The 24,988-nt window shown below is 52.9% G+C and carries 33 protein-coding genes; 4 read left to right on the forward strand and 29 right to left on the reverse strand.

The window, feature by feature from the left end; all coding sequences use genetic code 11:
- Positions 1–82: 82 nt before the first annotated feature.
- From BMZ67_RS16970 to BMZ67_RS17000, 7 genes are all read right to left on the reverse strand, one after another.
- On the reverse strand, positions 83–1,228 hold the full coding sequence (locus tag BMZ67_RS16970) for a DUF7151 family protein (protein WP_092026042.1): 1,146 nt from the start codon (positions 1,226–1,228) through the stop codon (positions 83–85).
- 275 nt (positions 1,229–1,503) lie between these two features.
- The gene (locus tag BMZ67_RS16975) at positions 1,504–2,121 is read right to left on the reverse strand and encodes an SMI1/KNR4 family protein (protein WP_092026046.1); all 618 of its coding nucleotides are present in this window, start codon (positions 2,119–2,121) and stop codon (positions 1,504–1,506) included.
- 100 nt (positions 2,122–2,221) lie between these two features.
- On the reverse strand, positions 2,222–2,467 hold the full coding sequence (locus tag BMZ67_RS16980; protein WP_092026049.1) for a hypothetical protein: 246 nt from the start codon (positions 2,465–2,467) through the stop codon (positions 2,222–2,224).
- Between the two features lie 107 nt (positions 2,468–2,574).
- Positions 2,575–2,979: a zinc-ribbon domain containing protein gene (locus BMZ67_RS16985; RefSeq protein WP_092026052.1), complete on the reverse strand. Its 405-nt coding sequence runs from the start codon at positions 2,977–2,979 to the stop codon at positions 2,575–2,577.
- An 81-nt stretch (positions 2,980–3,060) separates the two neighbouring features.
- Complete coding sequence (locus BMZ67_RS16990) at positions 3,061–3,459, reverse strand: hypothetical protein (protein ID WP_092026055.1); 399 nt, start codon at positions 3,457–3,459, stop codon at positions 3,061–3,063.
- Between the two features lie 82 nt (positions 3,460–3,541).
- Positions 3,542–4,069 (reverse strand): hypothetical protein, encoded by a 528-nt coding sequence (locus BMZ67_RS16995; protein WP_092026057.1) that lies wholly within the window; start codon positions 4,067–4,069, stop codon positions 3,542–3,544.
- Between the two features lie 234 nt (positions 4,070–4,303).
- Entirely contained in the window at positions 4,304–5,344 is a 1,041-nt protein-coding gene (locus BMZ67_RS17000) for an AraC family transcriptional regulator (protein ID WP_092026060.1), read from the reverse strand.
- Between the two features lie 177 nt (positions 5,345–5,521).
- Here BMZ67_RS17000 and BMZ67_RS17005 point away from each other — a divergent pair, with 177 nt between their 5' ends.
- Both BMZ67_RS17005 and BMZ67_RS17010 read left to right on the forward strand, forming a co-directional pair.
- On the forward strand, positions 5,522–6,688 hold the full coding sequence (locus BMZ67_RS17005) for an aromatic ring-hydroxylating oxygenase subunit alpha (protein WP_092026063.1): 1,167 nt from the start codon (positions 5,522–5,524) through the stop codon (positions 6,686–6,688).
- Positions 6,689–6,754: 66 nt separating this feature from the next.
- The gene (locus tag BMZ67_RS17010; protein WP_092026067.1) at positions 6,755–7,591 is read left to right on the forward strand and encodes a phytanoyl-CoA dioxygenase family protein; all 837 of its coding nucleotides are present in this window, start codon (positions 6,755–6,757) and stop codon (positions 7,589–7,591) included.
- 52 nt (positions 7,592–7,643) lie between these two features.
- Here the strand turns inward: BMZ67_RS17010 and BMZ67_RS17015 are convergent, their stop codons facing one another.
- Together BMZ67_RS17015 and BMZ67_RS17020 are read right to left on the reverse strand one after the other, a co-directional pair.
- Positions 7,644–7,934, reverse strand: a complete 291-nt coding sequence (locus BMZ67_RS17015) for a hypothetical protein (RefSeq protein WP_092026070.1) — start codon at positions 7,932–7,934, stop codon at positions 7,644–7,646.
- Between the two features lie 63 nt (positions 7,935–7,997).
- Positions 7,998–8,390 (reverse strand): hypothetical protein, encoded by a 393-nt coding sequence (locus BMZ67_RS17020; RefSeq protein ID WP_092026073.1) that lies wholly within the window; start codon positions 8,388–8,390, stop codon positions 7,998–8,000.
- Positions 8,391–8,634: 244 nt separating this feature from the next.
- Here BMZ67_RS17020 and BMZ67_RS17025 point away from each other — a divergent pair, with 244 nt between their 5' ends.
- Positions 8,635–9,807: an efflux RND transporter periplasmic adaptor subunit gene (locus BMZ67_RS17025; protein ID WP_092026076.1), complete on the forward strand. Its 1,173-nt coding sequence runs from the start codon at positions 8,635–8,637 to the stop codon at positions 9,805–9,807.
- Positions 9,808–9,829: 22 nt separating this feature from the next.
- The gene (locus tag BMZ67_RS17030; protein WP_092026080.1) at positions 9,830–12,943 is read left to right on the forward strand and encodes an efflux RND transporter permease subunit; all 3,114 of its coding nucleotides are present in this window, start codon (positions 9,830–9,832) and stop codon (positions 12,941–12,943) included.
- 81 nt (positions 12,944–13,024) lie between these two features.
- On the opposite strand, the gene BMZ67_RS17035 is transcribed toward BMZ67_RS17030, so the two are convergent.
- The 20 genes from BMZ67_RS17035 to BMZ67_RS17130 form a co-directional block, all read right to left on the reverse strand.
- The gene (locus BMZ67_RS17035; protein ID WP_092026082.1) at positions 13,025–13,354 is read right to left on the reverse strand and encodes a TRL domain-containing protein; all 330 of its coding nucleotides are present in this window, start codon (positions 13,352–13,354) and stop codon (positions 13,025–13,027) included.
- A gap of 161 nt (positions 13,355–13,515) precedes the next feature.
- Complete coding sequence (locus tag BMZ67_RS17040; RefSeq protein WP_092026085.1) at positions 13,516–14,001, reverse strand: GFA family protein; 486 nt, start codon at positions 13,999–14,001, stop codon at positions 13,516–13,518.
- Positions 13,998–14,282, reverse strand: coding sequence for a hypothetical protein (locus tag BMZ67_RS17045; protein WP_092026087.1), 285 nt, complete (start codon positions 14,280–14,282; stop codon positions 13,998–14,000). The genes BMZ67_RS17040 and BMZ67_RS17045 overlap by 4 nt, the downstream gene beginning before the upstream one ends.
- A 19-nt stretch (positions 14,283–14,301) precedes the next feature.
- Positions 14,302–15,273 (reverse strand): Acg family FMN-binding oxidoreductase, encoded by a 972-nt coding sequence (locus BMZ67_RS17050; RefSeq protein WP_092026090.1) that lies wholly within the window; start codon positions 15,271–15,273, stop codon positions 14,302–14,304.
- A gap of 168 nt (positions 15,274–15,441) precedes the next feature.
- A complete protein-coding gene (locus BMZ67_RS17055) occupies positions 15,442–15,921 on the reverse strand; it encodes a hypothetical protein (RefSeq protein WP_092026092.1) in 480 nt (159 codons plus the stop codon).
- Positions 15,922–16,072: 151 nt separating this feature from the next.
- Complete coding sequence (locus BMZ67_RS17060; protein ID WP_092026095.1) at positions 16,073–16,417, reverse strand: hypothetical protein; 345 nt, start codon at positions 16,415–16,417, stop codon at positions 16,073–16,075.
- A gap of 550 nt (positions 16,418–16,967) precedes the next feature.
- Positions 16,968–17,732 carry a DUF2185 domain-containing protein gene (locus tag BMZ67_RS17065; protein ID WP_092026099.1) on the reverse strand — a complete coding sequence of 255 codons (765 nt, stop codon included), beginning with the start codon at positions 17,730–17,732 and terminating at the stop codon, positions 16,968–16,970.
- Positions 17,733–18,260: 528 nt separating this feature from the next.
- Positions 18,261–18,782 carry a DUF4184 family protein gene (locus BMZ67_RS18885; protein WP_092026102.1) on the reverse strand — a complete coding sequence of 174 codons (522 nt, stop codon included), beginning with the start codon at positions 18,780–18,782 and terminating at the stop codon, positions 18,261–18,263.
- Positions 18,783–18,831: 49 nt separating this feature from the next.
- Entirely contained in the window at positions 18,832–19,641 is an 810-nt protein-coding gene (locus BMZ67_RS17080; protein ID WP_139214396.1) for a hypothetical protein, read from the reverse strand.
- Between the two features lie 162 nt (positions 19,642–19,803).
- Positions 19,804–20,226, reverse strand: coding sequence for a hypothetical protein (locus tag BMZ67_RS17085; protein WP_092026108.1), 423 nt, complete (start codon positions 20,224–20,226; stop codon positions 19,804–19,806).
- Positions 20,227–20,275: 49 nt separating this feature from the next.
- Positions 20,276–20,827: a tetratricopeptide repeat protein gene (locus tag BMZ67_RS17090; RefSeq protein WP_092026110.1), complete on the reverse strand. Its 552-nt coding sequence runs from the start codon at positions 20,825–20,827 to the stop codon at positions 20,276–20,278.
- A gap of 80 nt (positions 20,828–20,907) precedes the next feature.
- On the reverse strand, positions 20,908–21,459 hold the full coding sequence (locus BMZ67_RS17095) for a hypothetical protein (RefSeq protein ID WP_139214397.1): 552 nt from the start codon (positions 21,457–21,459) through the stop codon (positions 20,908–20,910).
- Between the two features lie 42 nt (positions 21,460–21,501).
- The gene (locus tag BMZ67_RS17100; protein WP_092026115.1) at positions 21,502–21,897 is read right to left on the reverse strand and encodes a hypothetical protein; all 396 of its coding nucleotides are present in this window, start codon (positions 21,895–21,897) and stop codon (positions 21,502–21,504) included.
- Positions 21,898–22,272, reverse strand: coding sequence for a hypothetical protein (locus tag BMZ67_RS17105; protein ID WP_092026117.1), 375 nt, complete (start codon positions 22,270–22,272; stop codon positions 21,898–21,900).
- On the reverse strand, positions 22,269–22,493 hold the full coding sequence (locus BMZ67_RS17110; RefSeq protein ID WP_092026120.1) for an addiction module protein: 225 nt from the start codon (positions 22,491–22,493) through the stop codon (positions 22,269–22,271). Before BMZ67_RS17110 ends, BMZ67_RS17105 begins: the two co-directional genes overlap by 4 nt.
- 80 nt (positions 22,494–22,573) lie before the next feature.
- Entirely contained in the window at positions 22,574–22,900 is a 327-nt protein-coding gene (locus BMZ67_RS17115; RefSeq protein ID WP_092026123.1) for an antibiotic biosynthesis monooxygenase family protein, read from the reverse strand.
- Positions 22,901–23,011: 111 nt separating this feature from the next.
- A complete protein-coding gene (locus tag BMZ67_RS17120; protein ID WP_139214398.1) occupies positions 23,012–23,365 on the reverse strand; it encodes a hypothetical protein in 354 nt (117 codons plus the stop codon).
- A gap of 52 nt (positions 23,366–23,417) precedes the next feature.
- Positions 23,418–23,702: a hypothetical protein gene (locus tag BMZ67_RS18540; protein ID WP_139214399.1), complete on the reverse strand. Its 285-nt coding sequence runs from the start codon at positions 23,700–23,702 to the stop codon at positions 23,418–23,420.
- A gap of 93 nt (positions 23,703–23,795) precedes the next feature.
- Positions 23,796–24,263, reverse strand: coding sequence for a hypothetical protein (locus BMZ67_RS17125; RefSeq protein ID WP_092026128.1), 468 nt, complete (start codon positions 24,261–24,263; stop codon positions 23,796–23,798).
- 217 nt (positions 24,264–24,480) lie between these two features.
- Positions 24,481–24,858, reverse strand: coding sequence for a nuclear transport factor 2 family protein (locus BMZ67_RS17130; RefSeq protein ID WP_092026131.1), 378 nt, complete (start codon positions 24,856–24,858; stop codon positions 24,481–24,483).
- Between the last annotated feature and the right edge of the window lie 130 nt (positions 24,859–24,988).

A 24,988-nucleotide genomic window follows, 5' to 3' on the forward strand; every position in this document is an offset into this window, starting at 1 on the left:
GCGAACCAATCGGCCCAGGTTGGTGCTCCCCTTATAAAAAAGCCCCGCAATCGCGGGGCTTTTTTACTTACAATCGCCCTACTTACTGAAGCGACAGTGGCAGCGTTATGGTTGCCGGCAAACCGATAGAGGTGGCAGAAAACAGAGAGGCAGCCCACATATCATCGGATTTGACCTCTTCAGTACAGGTCCCCGTGTCCCAGTAGCTTTCATAAGCGATAACCTGATTGGTAATAAGCCCCGTGCCATTGGGCACCAGGAACTGATTTTCCTTCCCTGCCCAAAACGCAGACCTGGCAGGAATTTTCGCATTGGGAGTACCATTGATATAAATATAGATATCGCCGGTACAGCCAGCGCCAGAGTAGGTGGCGTAATTGTCGCGGAAGTTTCCGTCCCAACCGACGGTTACCAGATAGTTGTAGGGATCCGGCGTACGCAGAGTGATTTCAGTCAGGGTCGCGCCCAATACGGAACCGAGCACCGCACCGTTACTGTCCACCAATTGGGTTCCGCCGCCCCCTTGATCGCCGTTACACACATGATGGGTGTAATCCACCTCACCGCTTTCCAGCGCGGCGTTGTTGGCGGTACCGCCACCGTCACCGTTATCCAGACCAGAGGTAATGGTCACACCGCCATACGGGCAGTCGGTTATGGATGGCGTATCCTGCTTGACCAGGGTGGTCTGGCCATCAGAGCCATTGGTGCCGTCGGTACCATCCGTTCCATCAGAACCATCGGCACCGTCCGTACCGTCCTGACCATTCGCACCATTGCAGACATAACCCGTAGAATCGATTTCCCCGGATTGCAGGGTGCCATCGCGGGAAATGCCCGAGTTGTCGCCATTATCCAGACCAATATCCAGGCGCTGCCCCCCATCCGGACAGTTTGCTGGGGCTGCCGCAGTCAATGTGGTGAGTACCGTAAAGCCATCCACACCGTGACAGACATAGTTCGTCGCATCGACTTCACCGGCCTCAAGCAGGCTATTACCCGCAGTACCGCCGCCGTCGCCATTATCCAAGCCGGTATCCACCCGGTAGCCGCCAGCCTCGCAGTTGCCACCGGCCGGCTCTGCCGTCAGGTTGACCAGGGAGCTGGTGCCATTCGCACCATCCGTGCCGTCCCGCCCATCCTGTCCATCATCGCCGTCACAGCCCACCGCCGTCAGCCCAAATATGGCTATTAATGAGGCCACCCCTGCTTTCGATACGTAATTCATATCCCCACCGTTTCTTATGTAATTGATGTTGTGGTGTCAGTCAGCAAACACGCCAGGCGCAATCTTTTGTGCGCCGCCGACAGCCTATGTCAGCAGCGCACAAATGAACACAAGAGCTTTTTATCAATTTCGGGCTTAATATCACTTTCGGACTTTTTATCACTTTTGGCTTTTTCCCTTAAAAGCAGATCACTCGGCACCGATAAGTGCTGTACGGCCAGCAACACGCAGTTAGCAACGACAGGGATGAAAAGCAGCCGGTAGCATTTAGTCTGCTATATTTTTTGAAACGGAACTCTTTCATTCCATTTCAGTTGATATTGCTCACGCCACGCAGTGCCTGCCGAATCAAGCCACTCAATAGTGGCCTGAACGCTTTCTTCAGTTACATTGAAGCTCTCTATGTGGTGTTCTATGGTTTCGTCACACAGAGTCAGTATTTCAAGGTACTCATCAAACGAATCAGCCAGGACCACGAGCGAATCCTTCGTTCGTGGCCCGGTCCATTCTGGCAGCCCCTGGACGAAAGCCACAACTTTATAACCACCCCTAAGATCTATAAACAACCGGCTTGAACCGCCATCTCGACCTATAGGCAAAACTTTTTCTCGCGGGAAATCAGCATTCTTTCGTTCCTGCTTCAGTTCAAACGGATTGCATTCCCATTCACACGAGTCGCTCGCTTGATACAACCCACTAAAAGACAGGTATTCACTTGTGCCGTCTTCAAACTCTACGAGAGTGTCGTACTCCAGATATCCACCATTACACGCTTTAAGGAACTGAACGTAGTCCTCAGGTAAAGCACACCCCAGCGCCTCTTCTAAAACCCCTATCTCTTTTTCAGTAGCAGGCGTACCGGGATCGTCTACGATTAAATTTTTATATCTCAATCTACAAATCCGTCTGGAGGCTTAACACTGCTGGCACGCTCCATTTTTCTAATGAAAACGTGCCTACCCTTGTCATGTTTCTTTTTTCAAGAGCACCTTTTCAAAACGACCTGCCAAGTGCCGTATACCAGTTTTTTCCCGCAATTATTTGACCGGCTTCTTCGAGATACTTTGAATCTTTAGTATCTATGTACTTTTGACAAACCTCTCCAATCTCACTTTTCTTTAAATAATCAGGCAGGTCTTTCCAATCGCTTAAATCGCCATGTGCAACAGAATAGAATGCGATTGCAACCTTTCTCCAATCCTCATTATTTTTCTTAAGCTGCTCAATACTCTTTTTCATATACCATTTTTTATATTTAGCCGACGCCTACTGAAATATAATGCCCGAAACATGGGACATATTTGGAGTCGCGAGGCGGCGAAAAGCGGTCGCCGTGATGCCTCTGGTTACGTTTTACCCACTAATTTGGTCAAATGCGACTCCATGCCGCTATCGTATTTATTTGTATATTTTTTATACTCACGAATGCATTCAAGCCAATTTTTCAGGTATACCGCTTGGCTTTTCGAGTTTTCACTTTCTTCCAGCCACATTATTTTATAGCGCCTCAAGCTTTCCTTTAAAAGGTTGTAGCGCTTGAAGCAGAGGGAACACAGTGACCTATCATTCCAAGCTTTTTTTAGAACCTCGGTTTCATATTTCTGGCCCTCAGCGCTCCACACAAATTCATGAGAGCACTTCTTACATTTGATCTTAATGTCGTAATAAAAATCAAAGCGTGGATCATAGTAATCGTACGACCTCTTTAGTTCATCAGGCCACTTTGATTTATCAGCAGGGATTTTTTTCATCACACATAACGCCAAGCTGAGTCGCGAGCTTCAGCACGTCCGGTGGAGGCCCAATGGGCCGGAATGAATTTGATGCACTGGTTAAGCATGATTGTGAAGCCCGAATTCATAACCCACTTTGATGATTGTGCCCAGCATCACGGCGCACAACACAGTCAAAGGGATGAAGAAACGTGACCGCCCAATCTTTAATCTATGGCACACCGCGAGAGCCGCTGCTACCAACACAATTCCACCGGAGATCACGAACATTATTAGGATTGCCCGATCTTCATAGAACCCCGCATGATTACCGACCCAATGCTGCGACTCCAACGGCTCTGCCGATGAAAAAAACGAGCTCAACCAAGCCATTTTCTCAGCGTAAATATACAACGAATCGTTGATGTACCAACTGTGGTAATACGCCAGAAAAAATAATGTCATTGCTATCGCAATTAACGCGAAACAGACCTTGTGCGTTGTGGGAACCATATTCATTGATACTTAACGCCTGCAGCATGCGCGCCCATGGAATGGAGCCGAAGGCGCAAAGTAATGGGCGTCGCCGTGCCTGCACTGGTTAGATTTTATCGGCAAAGCCCTGAAAGTCAGCGTTTATTTCTCGGATTTTCGCCTCGTCATCGGCAAGATTTCGCTTTCCGTTATGCCGGAAATAGTAATCAATGAGTTCATAGGCCCACTTTGCATCAACGTAGGCTAAGAACAACCCCCGTTTAATTGCTTGAGGAGCGTAATCCCCTGCTAGCCTTTGATTAAACGTCGCAATGTGCCCGTAAATCGAGTTGATGCTGAGGCGCTGATCGCTAGTAATATGGAGACAGATTTCTGGATAATACTGAGTATAGATTGGGTGAGTAATCGCATGGGGCCATATGGTTGCTCGAGGTGCATCATCTGTGTTGATGCTCTTTGCACAACGCTCCATTGATTTCTCTAAATGTGCCTGTAGATCTTTGAGCTCAGCATTCAGTGCCCCCACGAGTTTTCGATTCTTAAGGTGACTTCTCAGCAGCTCTGATCCTTGGCCAAGCAGCCAGCCTACGACTACTCCCAATAAAGTCACCGTGGATTTACTCAGCTCTTCCATGCCTCACCTTAAAATCTAACAGCAATTAGATAGCACGACTCGATACTGCACAAAATTGACTGCATCATGATTACACAGTTTCATAGCAACAGCGCCCTACCGAGTTTCAGTTAAAACATGAGCTTAGCCAATCATCGGGTGCTTAGCTAAGTAATTATGTGACGTCTACGTTTTGCTCTCACAATCGCACTGTACAAACCCGCCGGGAGTGAGGCACTTGCTGTACCAACGTCATCAGGCACCAAACAACTGCTGTCGGTAATCGCTGGGGGTCAACCCTGTCCATTTCTTGAACGCCTTGTCGAAGGCACTCAGCTCTGCGAAGTGTAGCCGGTGGGCAACCTGCTCTACCCTGAGGGCGGGGTCTGCCAACAGGCGGAGGGCGAAATCCCGTTTCAGGCTGTTGAGGATGTCACTGTACGTTGTTCCCTCTTTTTTGAGCTTACGCCAGTACAAATTCTCCGATAGCCCTAGCCTGTCGGCGATCGTGCTTTGTGGGAGCCAGCCCTCTTCCCGGCTTAAAACCAGCAGCCGCCGAGTTTGCGCGGTAAACGGCTCTGAGGTATTCCGCACCAGCATCATATTGTGGTTGTCCCGCAGCATCAGGCGAACCTGGTCTTCTGTTGCGGTAAATGGAACATCCACGGCAGGGGCGTCGAACACGATCTGGTTCACCGGAGCGGAAAACACCAGGTTGTCACCAAACAGGTACCGTAGATGGCTGTCCTTGGGCAACTCCGGGAAGGTGAAGTGAACGGCCCTGGGCTTAAGTTCCTCGCCGACGAACCAACTGATCAGCCGCAGCCAGATCAACAGCATGCTCTGGTAAATAAATCGATAGCTGATCGGGGCGCGTTCGTCGAACCTCAATATGAGGGTAACGGAGTCCGCAGAGCGCCGAAGCTCCCAGCGAAACTGGTCGGTGAACAGCCCAAAGAAAAGGTTGCCGTAATCCGTCAACGACTGGAGGGTACGGCACCCCACGCCCCCGATGGCGAATACCCCAAAGGCCCGACGAGGAATAGGGGCGTCCAGAAAGTGGAGAAACAGATCCCCGCACTCCGCCATGACCCGCCGAATAAATCCTGCGTACTCAAGAACGGACAAACGGAGCCCTCCGACCTCCAGTTGCCGGCGAGAGAGCCCTTCCTGGGCCAGCAACCGTTCAGCGGTGTTTGACGCGACCCCCACCCCCTCCAGTACGTCAGCCAGAAAGGCAACGGGAATGGTTTGGGTCATCAACAGGTCTTGCAGTGACTTGTAGGTGGAGGCCATCGATTACTCCGAGATTTGCACGCCAGCACCAACAATGTACCCATTATTGCAATGATTGGACAACCTTAACGCAGGATTGAAACCTGTTTTTAGAGCGAGCTGGCCGCTAACGTTTCGGTTAGACGATCCGTACCCGGTCTGGCTCCCGGATCGGGCAAACTGCTATGTGAGGGCTCCATGAATCGATCTGACGAACGCCAGTTGTTGAAACAGTGCCTTAGCCTGCTTGAGGAAAAGTCCACCACGCTGTCCCCCGAGAGCCACACCTCCCCAACGACGCGTTACACCGACCCGGCTCGCTTTGAGCAGGAGCTGAAGGCCATTCACCAGCGCCTTCCCATCGCTTACCTGCACAGCAGTGAACTGCCCGAGCCTCATCATTTCCGGACCATTGAGACACACGTCGGCTCGGTTCTGTTCACCCGCGGGGAAGACGGCCAGGTTCGCGCGTTTCACAATGTCTGCCGTCACCGTGGTACACGGGTTGAGTCGCGGTCATCCGGCTGTACCAAAGCCTTCTCCTGCCCCTACCACGCCTGGCGCTACAGCACCGAGGGCGAGTTGGTCTCAGTGCCGTTTGAACAAACCTGCTTTCCGGAGTTGAACAAAGGCGAGCATGGGCTGGCAACGATACCCTGCGCCGAGGCCCACGGCTTTATCTGGCTGTGTCCCCTGGCAGACTCCCAGGAAGCCGCCGAGCAGCAGGTGGCACAACATCTCGAAGCGGTGTCCGGTGATTTGGCGTGGCTGGCGCCAGGCCAGTTGCACGTCTTCGAGCAGCACCGGCAACGCTGGCGCTGTAACTGGAAAATTCTCCAGGAAGGCGGGCTGGAAACCTATCACTTCAAGTTTGCCCACAAGAACAGCATCGGCCCCTACTTCCTGAGCAACACCTGCGTGACCAACCAGTTCGGAGCGCATTTCCGGGTGGTGATGCCCACGGAAAGACTGAAGGAAGTCACCGAGGCGTCACTGGCCGACACCCGCCTCCGGGACATCACCCACATCGTCTACGGCCTGGCACCGCAAACCACGTTCCTGGTCCAGAAGGCTCACATCGACTGGATCCAGATGATCCCGGTCAGCGTCGACGAAACCGACGTCATCATCACGTCGCTCATCCCAACACCACGCGAGGAGCTGAGCGCGGAAGAGTTTACCCACTGGAAACGTAACCAGAGCATTTCCATTGCCACCCTCGATGAGGATTTCGAGCTCGGCCAGTCCATCCAGGCGGGCCTGAACAGTGGCGCGAATCAGAGCCTGACCTTTGGCCGCAACGAGGGCGCACTGGCCGCCTACAACCGCTGGGTGGAGGACCAACTGCACGCATTCAGTGATTGAAGAGAAACTTACGCAGGGGCGCGATCACTCGCGCCCTACCCGCTACACGCCATAAGAGGCATGCCAATGTCCCAACAGTTTGATGTTCGCCGCTACAACAAAGCCGACCACGCCAAAACTCACCCGCGACTGAAACCCGCACCGGAACGGACGGCACCGGAAATCGACCGGGATTTCGAGCGCCTGATGCGGGATGGCTACGTCATCATCAAGAACCTGATTCCCCAGGAAACCTGTGCCGCGATCAAAGCCGAAGGTCTTGCCCTGCTCGGCCAAACCGGCCGCAATGCGTTTGAAGGCCACCAGACCCAGCGGGTTTACAATGTACTGTCGAAGACGAGGCTGACCGACCAACTCGCGACCCACCCTCGCATCCTCGGCCTGATGGATCGTTTGTTTGAACCAGGGTTTCTGCTGTCGCAAAGCCAGATCATCAACATTCTCCCGGGCGAGGCTCCGCAAGGGCTACATCACGACGACGCCTTCTACCGGCTCCCGCGGCCCCGCCAGCCCCTTGGCGCAGCAACGGTCTGGGCCATTGATGATTTCACCGAGGACAATGGCGCGACAGTGGTTGTGCCGGGCAGCCATCACTGGGGGGATGACCGGGCTGCCAAGCGGGAGGACGCCATCCCGGCGGTGATGCCGGCCGGATCGGTGGTGTTCTTCCTAGGCACCACCTGGCATGGCGGTGGTGAAAACCACTCGGCAGGCGCCCGTTTCGCCATCACCCATCAGTACTGTGAGGCCTACATGCGCCAACAGGAAAATTACCTGCTTGAGTTGTCCAAGGAGACGGTGCGGGGGCTCTCGCCGGAACTCCAGGCCCTGGTCGGCTACTCAATCTACCCGCCGTTCATGGGCATGGTGGAAGGCATGCACCCTCTTCGTACGTTGGAATGACGTGATTCGAGCTGTTAAGCAGCCATCCCAGGGATCGGATGGCATCGGTGGTTCAGGCCGTGCTGACGTCTCGCGCAAACGTGAGGCCGTAAAAGACATGGGCGACCACCAGGCACCCGGTGACCAGGCCAACCGAATAGCTTGTGCCCCAGATCGCATAGATCGCCGCCACATGGCCGAGCATCAACCCCCACCACAAGGCCATGCCAACCGCACCCAGCACTTTGTTGTGCTTACGGGTGAAGTTGTGGATGCCGAACCCCCAGACGAGAAACGTCCAGAACATCGACCAGCAAAAGATAATGGTGAAAGCAACGTTTATAGCTATATCTGAGAGTTCCACGATCCATGGGTTCCTTTGTAATTCCGATCTTCCCGCACGTTTATTTTTAGGCCAGACCGAAGGCTACTCGGTGGCCGTCGCTGGAGGCACTGACGGACGGGCGCCAATTGGGTGGCAGTTCTTCAGCACCACACGCCCCTGTAGCATATCGCCACGGGAGTATTCCCGGAAAATGCACTCGTTGGTTTGCGGGTTGTAGTCCTCAATCCACAGGTTGTCGTCTTTCCAGGTGGAGCCAATGTGTTGCAGCCCCTGGGGGATCGTAATACTCATCACGCCGCCGTAGCGCTTCACGAAGATCTGCTGCAACCAGAAGTAATAGGCCATGCTGCCAACCACGGCGATGACGGCCGCCAGGACCAGTGCGGGCTTCCATTTTCCCAGGCGCATTCCAAGCCCAAACAGGGCAACACACACCAGGCCAATAACAACAATCCAGTACAGGTAGGTAACCATAACAACATCCTTGTGGATGGAAGTGGGGCATTCGTCACGTTCACTAGACCCCGACAGAATAGCAGCCCTTTCCTGCCTGGGCGCAACTCAATGTCTAACCACGCCCATAGCAGCAGGGGAAAAACAACCCGTCGTTGGCTACTCTGTGACTATACCTGATGGCACACCCCGGTGAAGCTGTCATACTCTCACGTCTTCCGATAACACGCATCGTGCGACTAAACGACCATAGCCGGAGATAGCCATGGCCCACTTTCCCCGCAGCTTCACGGCAGTCAGCTGCCTGATTGTCACTTCCCTGCTCCTGACCGCCTGTGACAATCCTCAACAACAGACCTCTTCCCCACCTCCGGCCGTCACGGTATACACCGTGGCCAGTCAGCCCATTGGCGACTACCGGGAGTTTGTTGCCCGGACCTCGGCTTCCCAGGAAGTGGACCTGCGTGCCCGCGTGGAAGGTGAGATTACCCAGATCAACTTCACCGAAGGCGGCACGGTGGAGGCAGGCCAGCTGCTCTTCGAGATCGACCCAAAACCTTACCAGGCTGCTCTGGAACGAGCCCGCGCCGACCTATCCGCGGCCAGGGCCAGTGCCACCCAGGCGGCGGCTGACTTCCAGCGGGGGCAGGAGCTGTCACCCCGAGGCTTTATCAGCCAATCGGATCTGGACAAGTTACGGGCCGCCACTGACCAGACCAAGGCCAGTGTGGAAGGCGCCCAGGCGCTGTTGGAGGAAGCCCAGCTGAACCTCGGCTACACCTCGATTACGGCACCCTTTGACGGCCAGATCGGCAAGCACCTGTATGACGTTGGCACCCTGGTCGGGCCCAGCTCCGCCCCCCTCGCCACGCTCCAGAGCATTGACCCCATCTTCGTGGACTTCCAGCTTGAAGAAGGCACCTACGTCAGTTACCTGCAGCAACAGGCCAACAACACCGACGAGTCGGGACAACCCGCATTGGATCTGAGCCTGCGTCTGCCAAACAATGAAATCTACGGCGAACTGGGATCGCTCAACTTTGCCGACACCCGCATCGACAGCACCGTTGGTTCCGTTAATATCCGTGCGGAGTTCCCGAACCCTGATGGGCTGATCCTGCCCGGCCTGTACGTCACGCTGATTGCCGAAAGCCAGGACAAAGCCGAAGCCCCCCTGATCCCTCAATCGTCGGTGCAGGAAAGCCAACTCGGCTTTTTCGTGCTGACCCTGAATGACCAGAGCCAGATTGAACAGACCATCGTCACCATGGGCCGGCGTATTGGCGCCATGTGGGTGGTTGAAAGCGGCCTAGATAGCGGGCAGCAAATCGTGATTGAAGGCCTGCAGAAGGTTCGCTCAGGTATCACCGTCACCGCCGTGGAAAAGACCGTCGACCCTCAAACCGGCGTTGTGATGGACCTGCCAGGCAACCAATAAGCTGAGCTAAAGGACGCCCCCCATGATCAGCAAATTTTTTATCTTCAGGCCCAAGTTTGCCTTCGTCATCTCCATTGTCATCTCGATGGCCGGGTTGCTGGCCCTGACCCAGCTTCCGGTGACGATGTACCCCCAGCTCACACCACCGGTTGTGCAAATCACCGCTTACTACCCCGGTGCCAGCGCCCAGGTGGTGGAGGAAACCGTCATCCGCCCCATTGAGGAGCAGGTCAACGGTGTGGAGGACATGCTGTACATCAGCTCTACCGCCAATAACGACGGCGGCGCCTCGATCCAGATCTATTTCAATACCGGTACCGACGACGACATGGCCCAGGTCAACGTCCAGAACCGGGTAGCCATCGCAGAGCAGGTATTGCCCGAAGAGGTACGGCGCCAGGGTGTGACGGTGAAAAAGCAGTCCACCGACATGCTCCTCGGCATCAACCTGGTGAGCACCAGCGAAAATATCGACCAGCTGTTCCTGTCCAACTACGCCACCAACTACCTGACCGAGCCACTGGGCCGGATTCCAGGTGTTGCCAGCGCCGAAGTCCTGGGGGAGATGTCCTACGCCATGCGGGTGTGGCTTAACCCCAACCGCATGACCGCCCTTGGCATTACCGTCACCGACGTTCGCAATGCCTTGAGCGAGCAGAACCTGATTGTCGCCGCCGGCAAACTGGGGGCAGACCCGGCCCCCGACAGCCAGCAGTTCGAATATTCACTCCAGGCCAGCGGCCGGCTGATCTACCCGGAAGAATTCGGCAACATCGTGCTGCGGGCCCGTAGCGATGGCTCCTATGTCCGCCTTAGGGATATTGGCCGGGTGGAGCTGGGGTCAGAGAGCTACTCGGCAAAAGCCAAGCTGAACAACGATGCAACCGCCTTCCTGGTGATCTACCAGCTCCCCGATGGCAATGCCACCGACATCGCCGAGCGGGTCAAGCTGCGGATGGAGGAGCTCTCACAGCAGTTCCCCCAGGGCCTGGACTACAAGATCGTTTATGACACCACCGAGTTTATCAACCGCTCCATTGAGGAGGTGGTGGTCACCCTGCTTCAGGCCATCGCACTGGTCATTCTAGTGGTGTTCCTGTTCCTGCAGAACTGGCGGGCCACGCTGATTCCCTCACTGGCCATTCCGGTTTCCCTCATTGGCACTTTCGCGGTGATGGCCGCGATGGGTTACTCCATCAACCTGATCACCCTGTTCGGACTGGTTCTGGCCATCGGTATCGTGGTGGACGATGCCATCGTGGTCATTGAGAACGTCGAACGGATCATGCAGGAGGAAGGTCTGTCTCCCAAAGAAGCGACCGTGAAAACCATGAACCAGGTAACCGGCCCGGTGGTCGCGACGACGTTGGTGCTGCTGGCCGTCTTTGTTCCTGTCGGGTTCATGCCTGGCCTGACCGGCGAGCTCTACCGCCAGTTCTCGGTGACTATATCCTGTGCGGTCATCATTTCCTCCATCAACGCCCTGACCCTGTCACCGGCACTGTGCGGCGTACTGCTGAAGGCCGACAACCAACCCGTGCGCTGGTTGCGCCCGGTGGAACGCGGTATCGAGGCGCTCACGGGCGGCTACAAGGGTTGCATTGGCTGGATACTGAAGCGGAGCGCACGCATCGGTGTGTTGGTGATCGTGCTGCTGGTGGCGACCGGCTGGCTGCTCAAAACCGTACCGACGGGGTTTGTCCCGAATGAAGACCAGGGCTTCCTGCTGGTTGATATTCAGTTGCCGGACGCCGCTGCCATCCAGCGCACCGACACTGTCCTGGCGCGCATCAATGACGTCGTTACCAGCGACCCGGCCGTCAGCGACTTCATCACCGTCTCGGGCTTCAGCCTGCTCAGCGGTGCTGGCTCGAACAATGCACTGGGGCTGATCATCCTGAAAGACTGGGATGAGCGAACCACACCCGAGCTGGGTCTGGAGGCCGTCATCCCGCGCATCATGGGCCAGCTCTGGGCCATGCCGGATGCCCAGATCATGGTGTTCAACCCGCCGCCAATACCGGGGCTCGGCGCGTCGTCCGGTTTTGAGTTCCAGCTGCAGGACGCCCAGGGCAGAGCCCCCAACGAACTGGCGCAGGTTCTTAACGGCCTGGTGTTCGACGCCAACAGTCGCAACGACCTTACCCAGGTGTTCAGTACTTTCCGAGCCAACGTGCCCCAGTACTTCCTGGAAGTTGATCGCGACAAGGTCAAAGCCCAGGGCGTCAGCCTGTCTGACATCTACATGACCCTGAACGCCAACCTCGGCTCGCTGTACATCAATGACTTCAACAAGTTCTCCCGAACCTACAAGGTCATCATTCAGGCCGATGGCGACTACCGTTCCGACCCCAGCGATCTGGCCAACTACTACGTCCGCAATGCCGATGGTGACATGGTGCCGCTGCTGACCCTGGCCCGGCTGACCCCCATCCAGGGCCCCACCAGCATTACCCACTTCAACCTCTACCGGTCGGCCCGGATCTCCGGCCAGCCTGCCGAGGGCTTCAGTACCGGCCAGGCCATCGCGGCCATGCAGGAGCTGGCGTCCAAGCTGCCCGATGGCTATGTCTTTGAGTGGTCTGGTCAGACCAAGCAGGAGATCCAGGCTGGCAACCTGGCCCCGATCCTCTTTGGCCTCGCCGTCGTGTTTGTCTACCTGTTCCTGGTGGCGCAATACGAAAGCTGGACCATTCCGGTGTCGGTGATCGCGGCGGTTCCGCTGGCCATCTTCGGCGCCATGGCGGGTATTCTGGTGGCAGGCATCAGCAATAACATCTACGCCCAGGTGGGGCTGATCCTGCTGATCGGCTTATCCACCAAAACCGCCATCCTGATCGTCGAATTCGCCATGGAACAACGGCGCGAAGGCAAATCGATTATGGAAGCGGCGTTTGAGGCTGCCCGCCTGCGTTTTCGTGCCGTGCTGATGACCGCCTTCTCCTTCATTCTTGGCGTGCTGCCACTGGTCTTTGCCACCGGCGCTGGCGCTGCCAGCCGGGTGTCGCTGGGCTTGACGGTGTTGTGCGGCATGATCAGCGCCACCCTGTTTGGCACCCTGCTGGTTCCGATCTTCTACCAGTGGATCCAGAGCCTGAGAGAGAAGGTTGGCGGGGAGGGAAAAGCGAAAAACTGACCGGACACCGGCGTTGAATTCTGCCGGTGTTGAATAACAGGGCCAGGTCGATGCTTACACAATCGATCTGGCCCTTTACGTTCATGCCTCGACCGGGTCACCGAAAACCACCGTGCAGTTCTTGTTAAACGGGAAGTACCACACGCCCGTTTCTCCGGTGAGCTTTATGTTGTCGATATCGCCGTTATCTGCTGCGGTAATCAACGAGCCATCACCAACCAGCGGTATGAAAAACAGAACATTCCAGGTGCAGGCTTCGCCTCTGGGCCTGGCCTGCAACTGCTCGAAATCAATGTTGGCAACGCCGACCCGAGCGCCGTCCGCGTACCTCAGGGTTTTCGCCAGGTCCCTGGTTGACGTCGCACAGCCCGCCATCGAGACAATCGACAACAGTAAAATCCATATCTTCATGTCTGATCTCCTTAACGATTTTCAGGGAGATCATAGGCGCGGGCAGCCGTTACTCAATCAGTCGAACAAAAGTATCAACATGCACGACGCTTGATCGTAGCCTTCGATACTTTTATGGGATGGGGCGCGTCTGTGCGAAGGCTCTAACGAAGCAGCAACGGCTAGGCTTCGGTCGCCTTTTTGTACCTCACAACAGAGGCCTCCGGCCAATAGCTGCTGCGGCGGTAGTACTCGTCAACAACGGTCGCGTGCTCTGGCAGAACCACCCAGTGTTGCTTGGTTGTCGTATAGATATGAATATCCGGCGGACACAGGTTCGGGTTATTCAACGTGCCTACCCGAACGAACGCCACCTTCTCCCTGGCCGCACCATAGTGGCTCCACAGGGCCGACTTACACGTGGAACACCGCACAACGTTCTGCCCTGCACCGCTGTTACTCGGCACCGCAATGGTCTCGGTACTGCCCTTGAGCAGCTCCACACTGTCCGATTCGATCAGGGCATTTACCGCAAAGGCCGACCCACTTTCTCGCTGGCACCAGGTGCAGTGGCAACAATGGACAATCATGGGCGGCTGCGTCAGCCTGTACTCAACACTGCCGCAGGCACATTTGCCCTCCGCGGGAAAACCATCGCTGTTGCTCATTCCAGGCTCCTGTTGGCAGACCAGTCCGCTCCATCAACCGGCTCCACGTTTCCATCTCCCAAGTATCGGAACAGCTCCCCGGCACCGTCTTTAAACACGTCCCCATGGTTTAGGACGACCGCCCGCGCCGGGGAAATAACCTTCAGTTCCCCGGTGTTCTGATTGATTAAATAGACAACACCCTCAGAAGTTTCAAACAGCGCATAGTTGGGAGCAGCGGATATTGTCGTGTTGTCACAACCGGCCAGGATCAGCGCCGTCAGCAGAAGTGAGCGTCTCATTCAGCAGCCTCCCACAGGGTTAACGTTCGAACTCACGTTCAATAATTTCCCCCAGAGGTCTCCTGGGTGCCGGCTCGATGTCCTTATCAGGGTAGCCGAGTCGCAACAGGATCTGGGGAAACCCTCCCCCGATCAGGCTTTGCAGTTTTGGTCGTAACGATTCGACCTGGATGGGCTGGTTCAGATAGGAAGCCTGCAACCCAAGCTGGCAGGCAACGAGAAGCGTGCGCTGCAAAGCCTGCCCTGCCCGCAGCCAATCGAGCGGGCCATCACTGTCAGTTGTGAGAACGGCGAGCAGCGGAGAAGCTTCGGCCAGGTCGCGGTCCTTGGCCGCCACACCGCCGCCCATATCGAAGGTCCGGACCACCAATTGTGCGACTGGCGCGGCCAACGACGGAACCGTCAGCCCGTCTCCCTGCCGCCTTGGGTGCATCCACGCCGCCAGCTCGCGGCGCCAGCGTGGATCACGCCATTGCGCAGTGTCTCCGGCAGCCACCAACTCGGCGGCCTGCAGCCTGTCAGACTCGGCCAATAACGGCACCAGCCCTGCCCCTTCACTCTGTGCCACCGCCTGTAGTTGCCCGACCACCTGGTCAGTGAGATTGCGGGGATCAAACCGCCTACGACAGGTTCTGCGGCGGGTGATGACATCAGAAAGCTCGCTCCGTTCCACGCCCGGATCGAGCTCGCCGGTAAAAGCAACGCGAGCCAGGAGGTCTGGATCTTCCGGACACGGAAAACAGTCCACCCGAACCCCGAGCCCCTCGCCTTCGGCCGCTGCACGCAAGTTCATAAGTGCGCAACCACAGCTGATCGTCAGTTCACGATCAAAGGGGTCATTCACAGGCAGCGCCCGAGTTCGGTCAGCGTAGAGGTCAATACCAGATGGCGACACCCGGAACACCCAGGGTTGGGTGTTATGGCTGGACGGCGCCAGCGCCGCCATTTCAATGATCGACTCTGCTCGGTTACACCATGCGTTGTTGCTCATTGCCGTCTCCTGATATGGCAGGCTGTTTTGGGGATTTGAACAGCCGGGCTACCTGAAAGCACCGAAAACTGCCCATACGGACATTCAATGCCTAAGTAACATCATGAACCGCCGTTCGATAAGCTGACTCAGATATGACGAAGTACGCCATTTTTTATATCTCTTGGCTTAACCATTTTTAGCCAAAAAAGTTGCCACGACAAAGTTCTCATACTCAACAAAAAATACTATATCCACCCAGCCTTTATCATTCTCAGACTCAAGTAAAACATGCTTTTGTCCGACCAAACGATTCCAGGGTCCGCTTTCATCTTCAGCCGTTGATATCAGTCCATAATACTCAACCAGGTTCCAATCAAGGTTCTTTATATTTTCACGGCTAACATGTGAAAGCTGGGCATAAATACATTGCTCGAATAGCTCGGAAACCTTCTCAAAGCAGGCCTCACTCATACTGATACGGCGGCCCGCCTGAGTGTTCTTACTGATCAATTCTTTGACAATTTCTTTAAGGCTTTTACCTTTTTTAGAAATATACGCAGCTGAAAACAAACGACCTTGACAACCAACCAGGCACCTTAGTGAGTTAAGAAAGCCATCCAGCTCTATAACACTAAGCTCAGCGGAATCTACTTCAAGCTCAGCCAAATCCACGCCTCCATAGTTTTTTTTGCACAATAATGAGAGAGCCCCAGCATCAGTCTGATCAGCTTGCCAGCCCCATCCTGCTAAAAGTAATTACCAAGGTCCCCTCTGTCTGTAGGATCAAAAGGAAGTAGGTAGAGGCTGGAAAACCATCTCAGTCGCCACCTCCAGTATCGGCAACTCCACCAGCGGAACCGAACCCGTCGGGGCCCCCTGAAGCCGATGAGGCATCAATGACATTTCGTATGTGATCCTCGCCAATATCAAAGTGCTCACAAAACTCAATTTCATCTTTGTTATTAAAATATAGAATAACTGCAAGCAGACCAGACCCAGCGAATGGAAGGAACATCAACATTAGCGTGAAGAAAGATTCGCCCTCACCTTGCACCGCCGCGTACCCCAGGTACAGGATGGTTATGAACGAAGGCAGCGTTACAATAAGCAGTGTGTACAAAATAAATTTCATGGTCGGATGTCGGAATTTCTTAAATTTCATCAATGCTCCTTACACTCTAGACAACCGACGATTCATGAAGCGCACCCTCTGTAGTACATTCAGGATATTCAGAAAACTCCAGCTCCATTCCGATCGATACCATGATGTCCATGTCCACAATGGCTACCGCAGCTATACTCGTATTAAACCAAAGCCTCGCTAGCGGCTTGATCTAGTCCAACTCTTGAAACTCTAACCACGTCCGCAACCTCAGGATAATTCTCTAAAAATTTCTGCCAGCGAACGGTCAGAGACAGCTCTTGATCCCTCCAAAAAAACTGGCTTGGTCTAAAACGGAGATCGTTAAAAATTTCGAGGTCTTCGGTAGCGAAACGGGGCTAGGCCAAGCGTTAACCAAAAGGATCAATGCCTTTACTTGATCCAAGTCTGGAAGAAAACTGGATGGATGCGACAGATCCTCTCTGCCGGAATTTCACCGTCCGATGGTGCGGAGCTTCCCAAAACCAATATCGGTTCCCGCATTTCCTCTCTCAAGTAGTTAAATGACGCCCGAGTATGCCCGTATGCCACACCCCGGAAGGCCCAGACGCTATAGCCCCGTATACGTCAATGTATCCCAGATCTTATTAATGTGACCCAGAAAGGATTCATCATCAAAATACACGGACAGATGGATTTCCTTGGTCTTCCCAAAACCAAACATGTATACGGCACTTTGATTCTGACCCTCGACTGTTTCAACCAGACGGTAAGACATCTTACCCAGCTGGTCAGAACCCGACCGTTGCAGATCCGTTCTATCCGGAGAGGCATGCTCCAGCAACGTATCCATACGCGACTCAATATCTGGGTTATCCGAGTTGTACACCGATATCCATAGCGTGATTCCAGGCCTCCACAACACCAGGCTATCGCCATCAACCCTGCGCAGAAGCAGATCATCTGCCGAAAATGACCAGCCGTCGGTCACATGGACAACACCTGGACCGACCGGTGTTTGCAAGATCACCTTGGGCTCATCAACATCACCCGAAATGACTTGAAGCCTCCCATCCGGCTTGCGCTCTATCTCAGTCCCCGGCGGGTATGTCAGGAAGCCAATTATTTCAGGGTCATAGTTTGCAATTGTATTCAGGCTTAGGAGAGAGGTGTTGTTCGGATCGTCGATATAGTCCTGAGTTTCCCCGCCACCGTAGAAAACCCACCCACTATCGCCTTCGCTTTCTGGCTCATTGCGGAACATGTAGTCCACTTTGCGGCCATCAACAGCAATTTTGTCGGTGACAAAGGCAAAACCCAGGTCAGGTATAAGGCGGGTGATCTCGCCCTTTGATAACTTGAACGCCTTATCCAAATGACTCTCCCTATCACTTTTATACAACACATTTGATGGCGAGATTCCTCGTCCAAATTCCTTTCATTTACAATGTGAGGCGACTCATACGGTATCTAACCCCTCAGGCTGCGGAGCAAAGTATCCGCAGCCTTGTCTTCTGCGCCTACATATACTGTAACTTTCTTCGCTTCTCGCTAAATTTGGCGCCAAAGTGTTTTCTCTTATGGCCGCACAAATAACATGAGCAAACACACGGGGTTCTACTGCATTTTCCCAGTACTTTTACCGACTGTCGTGCGTGCCCACCCCAGTAGTTTCTACGATCCTTTTTTATGCGTTTTACGTGATGTCGCCTTAAGGCACGCTTCGTATCTTTCATCATCCAAGTCCCGATTCTCAGTGTTAAATCGGGTGGTCCCTCCTTCGAGAAACCGCCCAAACCTGAATCGAGACTTAATGTGTTTATTCATGAGATGGCCTATTAAACTTAACGCGGAAATAACCAGCGGGCACTGCGCTGCTGTGTACGCTTGGGTGAATGATCGGTTATGCCTTGTACCTCCCGATAAACAGAAGGTGTAATAACCACACGAAGCCTACCAAGGCAGAAAAAAGACAGATCAAGTGCAGCATAGGCACGCTGATTATATGGTGCAAAACATTTGCGCTGTTCAGCGGGGCCAAAGGCCGAATGTCAGGGTGCATGATACTGTCGAGAAAAACGTGGCTATATGCACCAAGGAGCGAACCAACCAACGCAGACAACCAGCTAATACCGTTGCCCAAGTGTAGGCGGGAGTCTTCACTTCGCTTATGCAGAGAGTTCCATGCCTGAAGCAATCGGCTGAATAACAATCGAACGACCAACATAGCCAGAACTGCAGCGAGTGTAGCGCCTACATACGTATGAAAGAATGCATGGACGGGCCACTTGCCGTAAACCAGGTTGTAAAGCGACTCCAGATCTATAAACACTTGCGTCAGGGCGAATGCGGATAAACTGAAATGCTTCGGAAGAACTGCTTTAACGACGGCACCGGGCCCTAGATGAAACGGAGTGAATGGCACGGAACCTCCTTAGATATTACGGGTAGCATTCCCACGCTGGATCAATTTTTTAGCTTCCCTCTGGCGGCAGATATTCTACGGCCAATAACTCATCGATTAATTTGAGATCTGAAATTTCTCTCACCGCCCTTTTTAGGCGTTTCTTCAGGTTTGGCTTCAGGTGGGGTAAAGCAACTTCTGTTGGCATACCTCGCAGCCCCAAAAATATCGCTAAAGCGAAAATATGCTCACTTTCTGATAGATAGCCGCTGCGGCTATATTGCCAGCCCTGAGAGTCAACATCTGAAAACTGGTGGAAGTTAACTGCCGAGTTCGCCATAAAAATCCCGAACCCTAAAAACGTTGCAGCGATATCAGTGGCAAACTCCCAATTGTCCCAACCTCCCGGAGGTCCCTCTGGACTTGTAGCGGTTAGATAGTGTGCGAGTTCATGCGCATAGGTAGCTACTAATTGAGTGGGATTTCGCACCAGGTCAGGGCTGTAAGTAATGACAATTTCGTTATCACCTTCTACTTCAAAGGTTCCAAGCGGTGCCTTAGGAGCATTCTGAATAATTAACGTTGGGGCTACTCGTGGGTCGGCCTCTTCTTGTTCTTCTAGTCTGCACGGCCATTCTTCCATGCCAGCGTATTTTTTTACGGCATGGAAGGTCGCAATCGCAGCTTCGTTCTCAGTTTCAACACTTGATGGGAAATAATCTCTGGTGGGTAAGACTAACTGTGTGCCCTCGTAGAACTCTTTTCCACCAAAGTGTCTGAGAAGCCATTTGAAAGTAGCAACCTGAAACTCAGTATCTTCTCTCGAGAGAATTTCTTTTGACCTTAATATCCCTAGCATGCTCAATCCATATTTACGCATAACGCCCGGCACATACTCAGGCTTGAAACGACAGCCTGACAACGGGCCCCATGACGTCAGAACGCATTTTAAGCACGGGGCATGTCCGTCCGTGCATGCTCCTTGATCACGAGTTTGAGCGAGGCCCCCACCACTCTTACTGACCACCATCTCGACTTAACGCTAAGCACCACGATGTGCTTTGGTGGAGCCGATGATGTGTTTGGTTAGGAGTGTTCCTAAGCTCGCAACGAAAGCACTGAAAAATACGACCAGCACAGCATCTTTAATAACAGACATAGTGTTCAAAACCCGATAGATGCCTTCAAATTGCCTTCCAAGCAGCGCGAAGAACAGTACCAATACCAAGTAGCCTAACGCCGTTGCCGCCGGTTGTACCAATTGAGTCGCGACAGGCTTCGTCTCGAAATACCGAATGCGGCTCAACGTAGCCTGGGAAACCCAATAGGACACACCAGCAAGGCCGACAGACCAAAAGTAGGGATTGTGAGAGTGCTCTACAACTGGCCACTTGCCTGCTACGGACACCACAAATGCTAGTACAAAGTAAAAGTAATGAATCACAGGCATATCTAACGTCTGCATAAAGTGCCCCGTCAGACACCGCTTTCAACACGTTTGTGGCATGCCATTCTCAGTCCTCGTAGCGGTATGGCGGGGGGCTACCAATCTTTTCCGTCAACTTATGCGATAGATAGCCTGTTGCCCCATTAAGCAGGTCTCGGGATGCCCCCTCGTAACCATCCCAGGTGCCAAGTTCTTCCGGGGGGCGAAGTATCTCCTTCATTCGCTCAAGGAAAATAGGGTCTTCGCCCGCAAAAATCTCCGGTCCTCCGCAGATAAGCGCCCGTGCGAAATTATCGGTCTCTCCCTGAGGGTTCTCACCCAGCCCGTTGAACGTAAGCCCCACAAAAAGGTGGAAGAGTGGGTTTCCAGCGACCACGCCGGTATCTGCAAATCCTTGCTGCAAACCAGCCAGCGCATCAAATGCTTCGTCAAAATCGCCATGCTGAATCGCCGCATTTGCGATTGCTAACAGCAGCCAGACGCGCTTTACCCGGTCAGGTTGCAGTTCCCGTGAGTGCGACCAAGCCTGTTGATACGCATTCAACGCATCACCCGGGTTGCCGGAAAACATGCTGTTGTCGCCCTCAGCGATCAGCCTGTTAAGCTCTTGGTTATCCATGAACCGTCTACCACTCCTGTTTGATAACGCACCAATCACCGGGTCAACGGAGTAGCGCTTTTTATAATGAGTCAAACCAACTATGACTCTGAGCAAAACTCGCTTTCAAAAAACGCTTTTTCCCATACTTCCAGGTGTTCATTCGCTTCACGATAAAACTCTGGGCTCACCTCATCCAATATGGAACTTTCATTTCCTAATAATTCTATAGCGGTATCTTTTTTACTGTCTGCGCCAAAGAAGTAGTTATACTCAACCAGATAACCACAAGTACTTTCTTCGTCAACATACCGACAAACACTACGAAGCACGCTTAAGTCACGAACCAGATCTATGTAGTTGTGACCGCCGCCAAGCCTGTAAATCTTCCAGACATTACTTCCCGGATCGTACACCTCTTTGCAACCTTCCAAGTGCACATCCTCAGACCAAACCTGGAAATAATCCCCTACCGTTTTACAGATGCCATAGCCAATATCTTGTATATCTTTTTCGGTAATCCTGCTGCCGGAATACTCCTTCCCTTCAAGCCAATTCAGCCAGTCTTTGTAAATACCAGGTGATGGAATATCACTACTCAGGAACCGGCTTCGTGCCTCGGGTGATATCTTTACTTTCAAGAATAATGACATGCCAAACTCCATTCTTCCTTGAGACGGTTATCGTCCACTAATTCACTGATTATGTGATTTCAGGTGGCCGAGCAATCTCACAATTTTTTGCCGCTCTTTATACGACTTGAGGGCACTGGGCAACTTCGTTAACCAATGCAGATGCTGATAACCTTGTCCTAGCCAAGACTCTTCCGCTAAGGAACGAGTGGTTGGCAGATTCTTCTGAGACAGAACGTCGATGCAGTGTTCTACCTCCTCCATGCTGGAAAAAGAGAGCTCATACCCTTTTGCCTCAACCTTGGAGACAGGGTAGCCCTTTCCGACCTCAGGTTGCGGGAGAGGAGGATCAAATTTAGTAGCTCCAGACCAGTGCTCGCAATCCAAGGGGCGGTGAACCACCAAGCTTGCCGGGCTGGGGCGATATTCCTTCACGTATTCGACCCAATATTTGGACATTCAGTTACCCCTGATTTCCTGCACTCGCCTGGTCCTAACACTCGGCTCGCCGAGCAAAATTTTGATGACGTCTTTGCCGTGCTTGCCCTTATTAAAGCCTGCCCAGCCAGTACTGTGGAAGCCGGCGGTCATGGGCGACGGCCAGAACCTGAAAACCGTCAGGTAAACGATAGATAGAGGAAATCGGTGAAGGGACGCTCTGCGAATATCTGGTGGCAACTCGACTTGCCAGGCTTTCGGTGACTCGCCAATTAATTTGGCCAGGGCCTCAAATTCCTCTATGAGGGCGCCACCCAATCCCGGAACCTTTGACTCGTAATAGCCAACTGACTCCAGGAACTCGGCCTCCGCTGCCGGGTGAAAAGAATAATTCATTTGATGAGAGCTCGAGCCTTCCTCATAACCTCCTCGCCAGACACAGTCTGAACCGTACCATTGTCGATCTCGTCACCCCTGCGCCGGGCCTCAAGCAACCAATCGGACCTGAGCTCTTCTTCTGATGGAGAGTCGAGGCTCAACACTAGTCGTTGGATCAATTGAACTCGCTCCTCTTTGGGAAGATGAAGCGCCTCGTCTTCAATTTTCTGGAGATTCATGGAACACCTCTCGTTCACATATCGCCCAATTCTGGCACGGATAGGTATCAGGTGCCATGACCCGGTTTTTCCTCCTGGTCCTACCCCCGATGCGCTGCCATGAATTGATGCTCTATGACTTCATAGTGTTGCACCGAGAGGTCAGGCTCAAGCTGATAAGCTGCGTCTTCAGGATATAAGCGCGCCACCGAAATATCGCTGCCAGCAAAAGCCTCGATTGATTCGAGTTTGTCCCAGTATGTAATGAGAGTGAGCTCAACTTTGCCATCGGAGGAGCGGTGGAAAATCTGTGCGCCGAGAAACCCAGGAGTTGCGGAAGAATCTTTGATCCCGGTTTCATAAAGATAGCTCGTGAATCCTTTACTGTGGACATCAGGCACTCGGCATTTCCATTCTCTGGCGATCATTACTACACACTCTCCGTTACGCTTGCATAAACGGCGGCTTTTGCGCAGAGAAGCGGAAAGAAAGCCGTCCGGTGGAGGCCCTTCAGGGCCGGAACGAATTTAATGCACTGGTTAGATTTTTTTGAGCGGGCGGGATAATCCATACCCAAAAACTCCATAGCCGGTGATGGCTACAATAGCCAACCCCCACGCATTACGTAATTCCAAAACATCAGCCTGGAATACCAGTGCAAACATCATTGCAACTATTGCCATGGCAAACCAACCAAGACAAAAAGTGAGCTTAGGGCAAGCTTTAACTTCATGACGGCCGTATAGAATAAAGTAAATTCCAACGAACCCCAGCCAAAACGCTATGAAGGAACAATTCTCCTCAAAGGCTTCGCTGCTGCAATAACTGCGACCCCGAGCGAGCGCGTCTCCGCTGATGGTAATCAAGACTACTGAGGCGAGAAATCTGGTCATTGAAGCAAAATCTAACGCCGCCAGCACGTGCAGCTTTGATTTGCTATGTTCTTCATGGCGTAAAAATATGCATAAAAAATGATGATATTAAAAAGAAAGTAGCTAAAAAACCCAATATTAGAGAAACAGGTATATATAACCACTTTCTATTTATTGGCAAAACTACGGCCAACAGACATGGAATCAATACAAAGCCAAAGGTATAAGCGAGAGGTATCTCCCAGCCAGGTTTTGAAAAGTTACAAAATACTGTCGGCCAAATTATTCCTGCCGGAACCAGAACATATGTAAAACGCATCAAATCCATCTTGTACTTATTTTTTACTATCGTATCCATCGATACTCCGCGTAAACATAACGCTTGCACCATGCGCGCCCACGGAATGGAGCCGAAGGCGCAATATAGTGGGCGTCGCCGTGCCTGCACTTGTTATAGCTTTGCACTTTGCCAAATACCATATTTATGCTGCGATACGTTAATGCAATTTTTCTTAAGCCATGCCACGGCCCTTTTGAATTGCTTTTCGATATCGTTACCTGTTTCTGGGGATACATCCATATAGATATCATTAGGAATGGTATCTACAAAAAGCCTACCCCTAGAAGGAGCTTTGCCTTCGTTATATAAATCCCTATTCCACTCAATACAAGACCGACCTATGCTTCTAATCTGCCACTCTCCACTAGGCAATTGATTAGAAGTGCCAACCACCAAGTCTAAAACCCTCTCATCTATAACTAACCAAGATTTCGCGTCAGCAGACTTTACTAGAGTCTTACCATCCCAATTTCCAGGGTATATCGAATTGACAACTCGAATAGAATATTTTTTCTGAAGGTAAGAAATCAGCTCGCTCTCATCTTCAGGAGTTAGTATGTGTTGGATTTGAATTCCCATACCTACCTATTTGGCTATAACATTGATTCAACGTCACCTGACGTGTTTAAACACGTCAGGTGACGTAATATCCCGACACATATCCCCGCATAAGCGGAACAGCCCCCGTAAGCAGAAACAATAACTTAACCCCATTCTTCCATGCATAGCCCGCACAAAATGCGTCAAGTGCCACAATATCCCATACAGAATTACAAAGGCGGGGCCCGGCTTTCATTTACTCTGCCGAAGGCAGGTTTCCACCGAGCATGTTTTCGACCACCGCCGCGTTGTAGAACGTTTCGACGGTGTGAATTTTGTCGTTCCGAACGCGGAACCAGACGGCTAGCCGCACATCACCAATGGGTTCGAAGTGGGTCTGGTAATCAAGGATGGCGAATACGTGCTCACCGTCAGCACTGAGCTGGCGTAGCACCAGGTCTTTCTGGATGGCGAACATGCCGAACTGGTAGGTCAACATGTCGTCGCGGCTGAGAAAGCGCATGTTCGGGCCCACGTATTCAAACCCCTCCTCCGCCAGCAAGGCCTTTGCCTCATCCAGTCGCTGGGCCTGAATGTCGGCGATGAACTGCGCCACGATGTCTTTCGGCTGCATGAATAAACTCCATTTATAAGCAGGGGCGACTTGGGTATCCGGGCCAGTGCAGATACCGTGAATCGTTGAGTAGTTCTCCCATCTGTATAACAAAAAAGTCGCTATGACAAATGATTGCGGAGGAGATGGT

The sequence above is a fragment of the Marinobacter zhejiangensis genome, from assembly GCF_900114775.1.
GTDB lineage: Bacteria > Pseudomonadota > Gammaproteobacteria > Pseudomonadales > Oleiphilaceae > Marinobacter > Marinobacter zhejiangensis.